Origin of the sequence: Gardnerella washingtoni, from assembly GCF_049262705.1 — a bacterium.
Taxonomy (GTDB): domain Bacteria; phylum Actinomycetota; class Actinomycetes; order Actinomycetales; family Bifidobacteriaceae; genus Bifidobacterium; species Bifidobacterium vaginale_D.
In genome coordinates this window covers 1,046,542-1,058,182 of the sequence record NZ_CP058398.1, presented here as the reverse complement: position 1 = coordinate 1,058,182, position 11,641 = coordinate 1,046,542, and the positions used below count along the sequence as shown (strand labels likewise).

Sequence of the window (11,641 nt, the reverse complement as noted above, 5' to 3'; positions counted from 1 at the left end):
CAAAAGCGACATAATCACGCCAAAATCAAAAGTCGGGCTGGCGGGATTTGAACCCGCGGCCTCTTCGTCCCGAACGAAGCGCGCTACCAAACTGCGCTACAGCCCGATGTTGAACGCATCTGAGCAAGAACAAACCCCTATAGCACGATTACTATAGAATGAAGTGATCATAACGCCTCAACAACGTCGCTATATTATCGTGCAGTAGATACAAATTTGAAATGTGTGTCGTTGTGCTGTTAAATACCATGCTATGGATGCTGTATGAGTTTATGCAAACTGATATGCAATTGCTTTTTTATGTTTTTCCTAATGTTTTTTCCTTAATCTTTTATAGTGCTGTGCAATATTGGTGATGTTGTATGTGAGTAAGCGTGTCGTGCATATGTTATTTTGCATCATTATTGTGTGATTGAATTTTATAAGCACGCAATTTTATAAACGAGATGCGTAAGATTTCGCTATCTTTTATAAATTTCGTAAATAATATAGTTTATCTTGTGAAAAGAATAAAAATTTTTTCTGTAAAAATATTTTTTCGCTGAAAACAGAAAAATATAAAAAATTCCTATAAATCTTGATGAATGCTGCACATAATTATTTCCTCAAGAATGAAAGAGTTAAGAAAAACGGCTGCATCGCACTTGTCTGTAGTCCCTACTGGCTACAATTAGCGATTATGACTGACACCAATACTGCAATGTCTGCCGCTCAAAACGCCGCAGAAAATGACGCAACAGATAACGCCAATGAAATTGACACTGTTGAGCATGCTGAAATGCTGCTCGCTCAAGATGAGGCTATTGCAAAGCGCGTAAACGAAGGCGCAACTCTTGACGAAGCAATTGACCCAAGCAATAAAGAATTTGGACCTCTTGCTCATCCAGAGCAGGTACAGATGCGCGTTGCTAAGCGCGCGATGATGCTTAAGGAGGGTGTGCAACCTTATCCTGTGCATCTGAACGTTACTGACACCATCGAAAAGGTGCGTGCTGATTTCGATGGCAAACTTCAAGCTGGCGAAGAAACCGATACCGAAGTTGGTATTGCAGGTCGCGTGCTTTTCTTGCGTAACGCTGGTGGCTTGTGCTTCGTTCAGCTTTCAGCTGGCGACGGTACTACGATTCAGGCCATGGTTTCCAAGAAGGAAATTGGCGAGGAATCTATTAAGAATTTCAAGCAGATGGTTGATTTGGGTGATCACCTTTATGTTCGTGGTCGTGTGATTGCTTCTAAGACCGGCGAGCTTTCCGTTTTCGCAACCGAGTGGGCGATTGCAGCTAAGGCTTTGCAGCCGCTTCCAGCTTTACACAAGGAATTAAGCGACGATACTCGTACGCGCAAGCCATATATTGGTATGATTGCGGACGAGAAGATTCGCGATATGGTTCGTAGGCGTTCGCATGCTGTGGCTTCTCTTCGCCGAACTTTCGACAGCCACGACTTCTTGGAAGTTGAAACCCCAATGTTGCAGACGGTTCACGGAGGCGCTGCAGCTCGTCCGTTCACCACTCACATGAACGCTTTCGACATTGATCTTTATTTGCGTATTGCTCCAGAGCTTTTCTTGAAGCGCTGCTTGGTTGGTGGCATCGACCGTGTGTTTGAAATCAATCGTGATTTCCGTAACGAAGGTGTGGACGCAACTCACGCTCCAGAGTTCACTATGCTTGAGGCATACCAAGCTTACGGCACTTACGATACGATTGGCGCTCTTACTAAAGAGTTGATTCAAAAGGCTGCTGTCGATGCTTTCGGCTCTACCAAGGTGACTTTGCTGAACGGTGAAGAGTATGATTTTGGCGGCGAGTGGAAGCAGATTACCATGTACGGCTCACTTTCCGAGGCTTTGGGTGAGGAGATTACGCCGGAAACTTCCGTTGAGCATTTGGGCGCTATTGCAGACAAGCTTGGCGTTGAGCGCGACGAAGTGGAGAATCACGGCAAGTTGGTTGAGCACTTGTGGGAGCACTTCTACGAGGATAAGCTTTACGCGCCAACGTTTGTGCGCGACTTCCCAGTGGAGACTAGCCCGCTTGTTAAGGGTCACCGCACGAAGCCAGGAATGGTTGAAAAGTGGGATTTGTACGTGCGTGGCTTCGAGCTTGCAACCGGCTACTCCGAGCTTAACGATCCTGTTGTACAGCGCGAGCGTTTTGTGGCTCAGGCTAAGGATGCTTTGGCTGGCGATGTTGAGGCAATGGATATTGACGAGGACTTCATTGAGGCTCTCGGCGTCGGTATGCCTCCTGCTGGCGGCATGGGCATGGGTATTGATCGTTTGCTGATCGCTCTTACGGGCGCAACTATTCGCGAGACGATTACGTTCCCACTTGTAAAACCACTTCGTTAGTTGGTAATTTTTAGTAGATTGTAAAGCCGTTGGATGTTGTTGAACATTCAGCGGCTTTTTGTATGCGCTGACGACCTGCTTGAGCGCAGCACAGCGCGCGCGAAGGCAACTCGGAGCGGAAACTCGCTTAAGTTGGAAGTCCAGTGGACTTCCAACGCGAGTTTCGTAAGCGAGTGCTAGTGCGAGCTTTAGAACACATTTGGAGCATTTAGGTCTGTCGTCGTAAGGCGTGAATAAACTAGGCAATTATGACATATAAATTAGTATTGCTCCGACATGGTCAGAGCGCATGGAATAAGACCAATCAGTTCACTGGTTGGGTTGATGTACCGCTGACTGAGCAGGGTGTTGAGGAAGCTAAGCATGGTGGCGAGCTTCTTAAAGAGAAGAACGTTCTTCCAGACATCGTGTTCACTTCTTTGCTTCGTCGCGCTATCAACACCGCGAATTACGCGCTTGATGCAGCCGACCGCCTTTGGATTCCAGTTCGCCGCAGTTGGCGTTTGAACGAGCGTCACTATGGCGCTTTGCAAGGCAAGAACAAGTCTGAGATTCGTCAGGAATATGGTGACGAGAAGTTTATGATTTGGCGTCGTTCTTACGCAACTCCACCTCCTGAGATCGATCCAAACGACGAGTATTCTCAGACGAACGATCCTCGTTACGCAGGCGATCCAGTTCCAGAAACTGAGGCTTTGGCAAACGTCGTAACTCGCGTAACTCCTTACTGGGAGTCGGATATTATTCCTGAGCTTAAGTCCGGAAAGACTGTAATGATTGCAGCTCACGGCAACAGCTTGCGCGCAATCGTTAAGATGCTCGACGGTTTGAGCGAGGAAGAGATTTCCAAGGTGAATATTCCAACCGCTATTCCGCTGCTTTACGAATTGGACGAAAACTTCAAGCCAATCAAGCCTCGTGGCGAGTATTTGGATCCAGAAGCTGCTGCTGCCGGTGCTGCCGCCGTGGCTGCTCAGGGTCAGAAGTGAGATTTTAATTCGCTGGCTTTAGTTCGTTTAAGTTAGCTTTGAACTGCTTAAGTTAGCTGTTAAAATAAAAGTAGGTTTGCAATTAATTTGCAGACCTACTTTTTTGTATAGTTATTTAAGCAACGTTTTTCACTACTTCGCTACTTCGCTACTTAATCCTCGCGAATCAAGCTACAACCGTGTCTTTATCTGGTTCCGGCGTCTTCGATGGGTCAAATCCAGACACAATAAACACTACTTGTCTTGCTGTGGCAACGCAATGATCTCCAATTCGCTCAATAAATCGGCTCAGCAGCACAACGTCAATCAACTGCCTGCGAGTACCATGCCAATTTTCTCCTTCAACCAACGCAAAAATCTTCTCATGCAACTTATCTAGCGCATCGTCACTCGCAATAATAGTTTCTGCCATTTTTACGTCACGATGAGAAACCATGCTTGTTAATTGCCCTGAAAGCTTATGTAAGAAATCAATCATTGTGACGATAATTTCGTGCGCTTCTTGTGGAATAGCAGAGTCAGGCCAAGTGCGTCTAGTAATTTGAGCGATATGGCTAGTCAAATCACCCATTCTCTCAAACGTTGCAGCTAATCGCATAGTGGCAACAACTTCGCGCAAGTCCGTTGCAACAGGGTTTTGGCGCGCGAGCAGCGTCAAGCATTGATCAATAGTGTTTGCTTCTAAGGCATCCAAATCTGCGTCTTTGTCAATAACGGTTTGCGCTGCTTCCAAATCCGCGTTCACAAGCGCGTTTCCAGCATCGTTCATAGCTTTTGACACAAGTTCAGCCATGCGTTCGAGGTTTGAAGCTACTGCCTTCATCTCTTCGTTGAAAATTACTCGCATGGTGTATCCTTTCCTTGTTGCAGTAGGCTTTTGTAAGTTTTAAGGCTACTTATTTGTCGCGTTTACTTTGCAGACATCCTTATCCGCAGACATCCTTATCAATTATAAACGACGCTCGTAACGAAGCGACTACATTGCGCATCGATGTGAAGAAAATGTTGCTTTTTAGCTGCAGAGTTACCAAAGCGTGCAAAATATGAGAGTATAAAAGTATGCCTCAAGATTTTTCTGCGATGGTGTTTATAGCATTTGGCATATTAGCGTTGTGCGTTTTAATTGCGCTGTTTATGTTAATGTCGGATTGGTTTTTGTTGTGCTGGCGTTTTGTGATGTGCGCATGTAATAGTATGCGCAGTACGCATGATAATTTACATGATAATTTACATGATCATATACATGATGATGCATACGATGATGCGCCTGATGATATAAGTGCAGATGCGGCTCAAGTTTTAGTCATGCTGAACACTCCAACTGTTGTTGTTGATGCTGATAATGATGTGATTCGAGCAAGTTCTGAGGCTTATATGTTGGGTGTAGTTATTGACGATTCGATTGCTCAATCTCGTGTGCTTCAGGCGATTAATACTGTGCGCGCTTCTGGTGGTTGTGAGCGTTTTGCCTTAGTAACTTCTACGCCTGATCGTTATATCACTATTGGAGATGGAGGAAACAACGAGGTTTCTGTACCTTCTGTATCCTCTGTATCTTCTGATCACCCAACTATTATTTCGCGACCAAACTGGCTTACTATTACGGTGGGTAATATTGGTCACGGTATGGTTGCGGTAGTTATTGAGGACACGAGCGCAACTCATCGTTTTGCGCAAACTCGTGATGATTTTATTTCAAATGTTTCTGAACAATTATTATGCTCAACTCGCACACTAACGCAGCTTACGAAAGTATTACAGGAAGATAATATATCAACGCAAAAAGTTAAAGAAGTAGCGCAAATTGCAAATAAATCTTCTAAAAAACTTGAACATATGCTCGAAGATTTGTTGTGGTTAGTTCGTGCACAAAATCCTATTGATATGAGTACTGCAAAAGTGCTTTCAGTACAAGAGATGCTGTGTTATGTACAAGAGCAGGTTTCGTCGCTTGCTGATTCTTGTTGTGTACGTGTGATATTGAAAGTAGATTCATCGCTACATGTGCGCGGCGAAGTTGAGCAGATTCGCACAGCAATTCGTAAGTTAGTTGAGAATGCGATTATATATTCTCCAGCAAATGCTGTTGTATCTATATCTGCTTCGCTTTCAGCAGATGGTCAGTACGCTGTTATTCGTGTGGTTGACCGCGGAATTGGAATTGATATGCAGGATCAGTCGCGCATTTTTGAGCGATTTTACCGAGCACATAATCAGAATAGTCAAAGTCAGGATGGTGTTGGCTTAGGACTTGCTATTGCAAAGCATGTGGCATTGACGCATCACGGGAACATTACATTATGGAGCAGACCAGGGCAGGGGACAACAGTAAGTTTTGCATTACCAGTAGTGAATAATTAGGCTACTTGTTTGGTTATTTGTTGAGATTACTTGTTTGGGTTACTTGTTGAGGTTGTTTGCTTCAGTGATTTGCTTAAATTACTTTCCCAATCGACGATAATCCCAACGATCAAAATGTTCCCAAATGAGTAACAAAATACCAATAATCGTTCCTGCTGTGCACACTGTTACCGGGAACCAAGTTGTTATATGGAGTGTTGCAAGAATAAGCGCAACGACTAAAGCTATCATCCATATAAGTGTGCCTATAGTGAAAATCTTGCGTAAATCCACTCGTAGCGGCTTGGGTGCCTGCTTTCGTGCGTCAGGATTAACTATAGGAGCAAACTTCATACTCCTACCATACACCGACTAGGTGCTAAGCTAAAAATAACTGTTTTACTTCTCTGCGTTTCCTACATCCTCGCCACGTTGTAGCCTTGTTGATTAGTGATTTGATAGTGGGCAGCGGCGTGCTAGGTTGTCGCAGTTCATGAGTTCTACATAAGAAAGTGATTCGTATGAAGCATGCTGCGCATGGTGCTCCAAAAGCAAAGAGGCACAATGATTTGCCTTTTTCGCTGTTTGTAGCACAACATGGTTTACACGGTGCACATAGTAATCGTGCTGCATCATGTGATAGTACGCGGAAGCTTAATTCTCGTGAACGTTTGATAGCTGTTGCTGCAGATAATGGTGTGGTTGTGGAGCTTCCAGAGGAAGTTTCGCAGCGTTTACAAGAGCTTATTCCGCAAACTAGGCGTGCGATTCGTTTGTCACGTCTTGCGCATGAGCGTCGTCGTAATGTAATACTTTCAACTTCATTGTTGGCTATGGTTGGTGCGGTTGCTGCAACCATGTCTTTGACGAAAATGAATACGCTTGATTCGCATGCTGCTGTGCTTGAGCCTGCAATGACAACTATGGATGATCGAGCGTCTGTTCCTTCACGTTCTAGCCAACGTGAATCACTTGATTCAAAAACAGTGATTAATAATGCTGTGGATGCTTTAGAGAACGTTGCTGCTCGTAATGCTCATGCCAACAATACTGGTCGTAGTACGGGCAGTTTCAATCAGCAGAATACTTCTTCTTTACAATTTGGCACTGCTTCCACCATGTCTTCGCAATCAGATTCTTGGAATCTTGGTTCAGATTCAGGTTTTAATATTGCAGAAATGTCACGTTCTGCAGCTGATAACCCACAGGTTGCTTTGTTAATGGACAAAGATTCTGATGTGTTGCCGAAGGACTTTAAACCGAACCATGCTACTGGTGACAGTGGTAATGCTTACGAGTTTAGTCAGTGCACATGGTGGGTGTATGTGCGTCGTCACCAGCTTGGTTTGCCAGTTGGTTCGCATATGGGTAATGGCAATATGTGGGCAGATTCCGCTCGTGGACTTGGTTATTGGGTTGATCATACTGCTCGCCACGTTGGTGATATCATGGTTTTCCGTGCTGGTCAAGCTGGTTCCGATCCAGTTTATGGTCATGTTGCGATTGTTGAGAAAATTAATCCAGATGGTTCGATTGAAACTTCTGAATCAGGTGCTTCGTTACATGGTCGCACGTATTCACGTAAATTTGATGCTAAACAGATTTCGCAGTATCAATTTATCCATTACTGATTTTTGCTACGCTCATTGCTAGGTATCGTTTATTCTCGTGATTGCGTGCAGTCTATCTGTAGTTTGTATGTAGTTTGTATGTAGTTTGTTTTTCTGTAATTTGTACTGATATTGTTGGGAATTAGGCTAAGATTATTTGCTAAGATTTCTATGTAGTAAGTTTATGATGTAGTAGGTTTATGATATCGTACGAAAGTATGCTAAAAAAGAGTAGGATTTTTCCGGTTATTGTATCAGCGACGGTTGCTGCTTCGATGTTTTCTGTAATGGCTCCAATCGCCGTCGCGGAGTCTTCGCATAAACTCGATGATTCAGCTGTCACATCTACGCGTTCATTCCCAAAGGTAACAAGCGTTCGACGTGATATTTTAACTGAATCTACTTCTACGGATGTTGATCCTAATTCTTCTTGGGGTAGTATTGAAACTCTTAATGTACCACAAACTAAGTCTCCTAAAGAAATAGCTGCTGAGCGAGCTCGTCGTGCTATTGCTGCTGCTGGTGTTGGTGCTGATGCGCCTGCTAGCCGTTCTGGTGTTCGTGGAGTAGTTCAACAGGCGCCGATGCCGGTTGTTGTACCTCCAGATGGTAAGTCAGTGGCTGCTTTATTGAATTTTGCTACGCAATTCTTGGGCAAAGTGCCATATCGTAGCGGTGGTAATACGCCAGCCGGATGGGATTGTTCTGGTTTTGTACAGTATGTTTTTGCTAATATTGGTGTTGCGTTGCCTCGTACTTCTGGTGCACAAGCTACAGTGGGTACGCCAGTTCCAAGTCTCGCGCAAGCTCAGCCGGGCGATATTATTGCGAACGGTCAGCACGCTTCTATCTATGTCGGTAATGGTATGGTGATTAATTCTCAGCTTGCTGGAACCAAGTATGATCCAATTCGTTATGTGTTCCCAGGCAGCTATGCTATTCGTCGTATTCTGTAGTTATATATCGCAAAACTATCGGCATTCAATCTAAAATTACGCTACAATAGTGAGTACATGTTGTACACAAGTGACGCTGTTGTTACAAGTGCTATATGAGGAGGTTGGCGTATGGTTCCCGAAAAGGCTGTGCTGGTTGGAGTTGATGGTTCTCACGCGAGTTATAAGGCAGTGTGGTGGGCGGCAAATTATGCAAAGCATGCTAATTTGCAATTACAGATTGTTTGTGCTTATTCTTTGCCAAGTTATGCTGCAGTTTCATTTGATGCTACGTATACTGCAATCGGCGACGATAAAGCAGCTCATCACGATGCGCAAGAAATTCTTTCAAAAGCAAAAGCTGTGGCTCTTGAACAAGGTGTTGATGCAACTACTTTGATTGTTACTGGTGACCCTTCATCAGTTTTCGTTGAACTTTCGCGCAACTATCAGCTTATTGTGATTGGTAACCGTGGCAAGGGTGGTTTGGCGGAACGTTTGCTTGGAACGACTAGCTCGTCGCTTCCTGCGTACGCGTATTGCCCAATTGTTGTTGTGCCTTATACTGATGACGATGGTCAGCGTATTCACTTGAACAATACCATTACTCGAGTGGCTGTTGGTTCTGATGAGTCTAAGTGGGGTCTTAAAGCGCTTGAAATTGCAGCTAATTTAGCAGATAGTTGGAATGCGGAGCTTGATGTGATTTCTGCAGTCCCTAGTGTGCAAGGTGCTGAAGGTGATACCGCTGTGATGGGATCGTATATGGAAGATCTTGAGGAGCGTGTGAAGCCGATTTTGAAGAATTTGCCGAATTTGCAGATTCATCGCACTGTGGTACCTGGCTCTGCTGTTGATGCGTTAACTCAAGCGAGTTTGAATCATGATCTCGTAGTGGTTGGTTCTCGTGGACGTGGTGGATTCACTGGCTTGCTGCTTGGTTCTATCAGCCAAGGCTTGTTACAGCATTCTTCAAGACCTGTCTATGTGGTTCCGCGTAAGTATGTGGAATATAATGCTGCGCAAGTTGCGGAAGCACAGAAGCAACATACGGAAGCGTCTGTTGATGATATTTCCGGAGTGCATGAAGTTGATGTGCCAAAGGCTGGGGTAGAAGCAGCTAAAGAGATTGAGCAGACGATTGATCCGCTTCGCTGACGTTTTCTAGCATTTACTAACATTTGCGCGCGTTTAATAAGCCAAATCGCAAATATTTACTTTTTAATAGTAGAATATATGTCTAATGAAAGGAGTGAGTAATGGATAGTAATGTAACGGTTCTTAATTCTGAAAATAGCGCGAATTTTACTGTTAAGTATGATGGTATTGCGTTGCAGTCTCATGAAATGGATGTTAAGCAGCTTGCTCCTGCACTTTTAGCATTATCTCAAGCGTTTGAAAAAATTCAAGCTCATACCGCTCCTAATTGTGTTATATCGTTGAAAGCAAAGGCTACTCGTGAGGGTTCTTTTAATATTGATCTTATTGCGAGTGTTACTAATAGCATTGTTGATTTGTTTACTAGCCCTCAAGTAAATGCTGCAATTAACGTGGCTGCCATTGTGGGTGCATTTTTAGAAACAGTTAAAATTGTTAAGCATTTTTTGCATAAGGGTGCTCCAGTAAAACAGACTCCTGATAAAACAGATGAACGTACTGGGTTGGAGTGCGTAAAATTAGAGTTTCCAGATGGCTCTAAGTTGACTACTTACAAGGCTTCTGTTGAGCTTTTAACAAATGAAGAATATTTGAAGGCTTTGAAGGCAACTGTTGAACCTGCTACATCTGATGGTGTTGATTCTGTAACATTTAGCGATGATTATTGTGCAGAAACTGTAGATTCTGAAGACGCGTATGGAATATCGCAGTATTCGTCTGTGAGCACCAAAACTGAGGAGAGTACCATTAAAATGGTGGTGCAAGCGTTAGATATTTCGTTCCGTGATGGTGGTAGATGGCGTATTACTGATGGTGTGAAAACTCAGTTTGTTCAGGTTGAAGATAGGGATTTTATTAAGCGTTTGAATGATGGTAAAGAGTCTTTTAGAAAGAACGATATTTATAAAGTTGCTATGCTGATTCGTAAAAGTATTGACAATAATGGCATGTTGACGACTCAATATGTTTCTATTAAGCAAGTTTTAGAACATAGGACTGCATCAAGCCAGCCACCATTGTTCTAGTTTGTTTTATCTACACAAAAAGTGTTGAAAACATTGGGGTTTGCTACAAAAAACGCCACTGTGTGAGCAGTGGCGTTTTTGCGTTTGTGGAGTCGCGGGGAATTGAACCCCGGTCCGGTGACCGTACCCTCGGTCTTCTACGTGCGTAGTCTGCTGGCCGTGCGGCAGTTTTTCTGCCCCCATGTTATCGCAGACAATTCATGGCGAGCATATCTACAGAAAAAGTCCCTAAATTGCCCTGCAGCCCGGCAATTCAAGCAAGTCTTCTCATGACGTTCAGCACCACCCCGAAGACGTGAGTGGGTGAACGGAGCAGCTGCTCACTGGTTAATCCTGGCGCGAAGCTCAGGCAGCGAGAGCGAACTCAGTGCGATTAGATTTAGCACTTATTCTTTTGCGAAAGGACGTTTACGAGTGGACTTTCGCATTCTCGGCACGCTTCCCCGCGGCGAACAGATCGCCGTCGAAACCGATCGACCCCTTTTGATTTTTCAAACAATCGTTGCTTTAAAGCACACGTTTTCACATTGTATCATATATTGCGCGCTGTGCTGCGCTCAGGCAAGTCGTCAGCGCACACCAACCACAACCTAGTTTCTAAAATACAACCACACTAACCTGCCCTGCCTTCGTCTTTATTGACGAAGGCAGACCTCGCTTGCGTTGAAAGCACACTGTGCTTTCAACCCTGAGCAAGCTCGGCGCTCCGAATTGCTTTCGCGCGCGCTACGCTTTATGCGCTCAAGCAGGTCGTCGCGCGCGTTTGTTTACTTAGAGCGTGTGTAAGTCCCCAAACGCGCGCATACTTCCGCGAGTTTGTGGACTTGGGTGGAGTGCAAGTACACATTTGCTCGCACTTTATCCCGAGATTGTGGACTTGGGTGGAGTGTAACGCTCGCGCGATCTAAGCGCATTCGCTACTGAGCTTGCGTTGAAAGCACACTGTGCTTTCAACCCTTAGCAAGCTCAGCGAATCGAAGTGACTTTTCGCGCATTATGCAGCTCGAAGTCGTCGATTCGCAAATCAGCCGAACGGCTATGCCGTGAGGAATAGCGCTCAAACAGGTCGTCGCGCATTTTCCGGTAATTTTTCCGGTGTTTGTTGTTGTTTTTGTGGTTTTTGACTATATTTGCCGGTAATTTACAGAGCATTTATGGATTTTTTAAAATTTATGCAAAAACGTATTATTTTTTACAAAATTCTCTGGGGGGGGGGTATGGGTTTTGGTGT

General features: G+C 44.4%; 9 protein-coding genes, 1 tRNA gene and 1 other RNA gene. 7 read left to right on the top strand and 4 right to left on the bottom strand.

Annotation, left to right across the window (positions count from 1 at the left end; genetic code table 11):
* Window positions 1-32: 32 nt before the first annotated feature.
* Window positions 33-106: transfer RNA gene (locus HXT28_RS03970), tRNA-Pro, on the bottom strand.
* Window positions 107-679: 573 nt separating this feature from the next.
* Here HXT28_RS03970 and lysS point away from each other — a divergent pair.
* Both lysS and HXT28_RS03960 read left to right on the top strand, forming a co-directional pair.
* Entirely contained in the window at window positions 680-2,353 is a 1,674-nt protein-coding gene (lysS, locus tag HXT28_RS03965; RefSeq protein ID WP_081091144.1) for a lysine--tRNA ligase, read from the top strand.
* 248 nt (window positions 2,354-2,601) lie between these two features.
* Window positions 2,602-3,342, top strand: a complete 741-nt coding sequence (locus tag HXT28_RS03960) for a phosphoglyceromutase (protein ID WP_004128801.1) — start codon at window positions 2,602-2,604, stop codon at window positions 3,340-3,342.
* 166 nt (window positions 3,343-3,508) lie between these two features.
* Here HXT28_RS03960 and phoU read toward each other — a convergent pair whose 3' ends face one another.
* Window positions 3,509-4,189: a phosphate signaling complex protein PhoU gene (gene phoU / locus HXT28_RS03955; RefSeq protein WP_064346819.1), complete on the bottom strand. Its 681-nt coding sequence runs from the start codon at window positions 4,187-4,189 to the stop codon at window positions 3,509-3,511.
* Between the two features lie 212 nt (window positions 4,190-4,401).
* On the opposite strand from phoU, the gene HXT28_RS03950 reads away from it, so the two are divergent.
* The gene (locus tag HXT28_RS03950; protein ID WP_064346821.1) at window positions 4,402-5,703 is read left to right on the top strand and encodes a sensor histidine kinase; all 1,302 of its coding nucleotides are present in this window, start codon (window positions 4,402-4,404) and stop codon (window positions 5,701-5,703) included.
* Between the two features lie 78 nt (window positions 5,704-5,781).
* Here HXT28_RS03950 and HXT28_RS03945 read toward each other — a convergent pair whose 3' ends face one another.
* Window positions 5,782-6,036, bottom strand: a complete 255-nt coding sequence (locus HXT28_RS03945; RefSeq protein WP_064346823.1) for a DUF2530 domain-containing protein — start codon at window positions 6,034-6,036, stop codon at window positions 5,782-5,784.
* 167 nt (window positions 6,037-6,203) lie between these two features.
* On the opposite strand from HXT28_RS03945, the gene HXT28_RS03940 reads away from it, so the two are divergent.
* The 4 genes from HXT28_RS03940 (at window position 6,204) to HXT28_RS03925 (ending at window position 10,410) form a co-directional block, all read left to right on the top strand.
* Complete coding sequence (locus HXT28_RS03940; protein WP_422113291.1) at window positions 6,204-7,313, top strand: CHAP domain-containing protein; 1,110 nt, start codon at window positions 6,204-6,206, stop codon at window positions 7,311-7,313.
* A gap of 197 nt (window positions 7,314-7,510) precedes the next feature.
* Window positions 7,511-8,248: a C40 family peptidase gene (locus HXT28_RS03935; protein ID WP_155237208.1), complete on the top strand. Its 738-nt coding sequence runs from the start codon at window positions 7,511-7,513 to the stop codon at window positions 8,246-8,248.
* A 111-nt stretch (window positions 8,249-8,359) separates the two neighbouring features.
* Window positions 8,360-9,385 carry a universal stress protein gene (locus tag HXT28_RS03930; protein ID WP_016637364.1) on the top strand — a complete coding sequence of 342 codons (1,026 nt, stop codon included), beginning with the start codon at window positions 8,360-8,362 and terminating at the stop codon, window positions 9,383-9,385.
* A gap of 101 nt (window positions 9,386-9,486) precedes the next feature.
* Window positions 9,487-10,410 (top strand): hypothetical protein, encoded by a 924-nt coding sequence (locus HXT28_RS03925; protein WP_422113290.1) that lies wholly within the window; start codon window positions 9,487-9,489, stop codon window positions 10,408-10,410.
* Between the two features lie 84 nt (window positions 10,411-10,494).
* Here the strand turns inward: HXT28_RS03925 and ssrA are convergent.
* Window positions 10,495-10,891, bottom strand: a transfer-messenger RNA (tmRNA) gene (gene ssrA, locus HXT28_RS03920).
* Window positions 10,892-11,641: the final 750 nt, after the last annotated feature.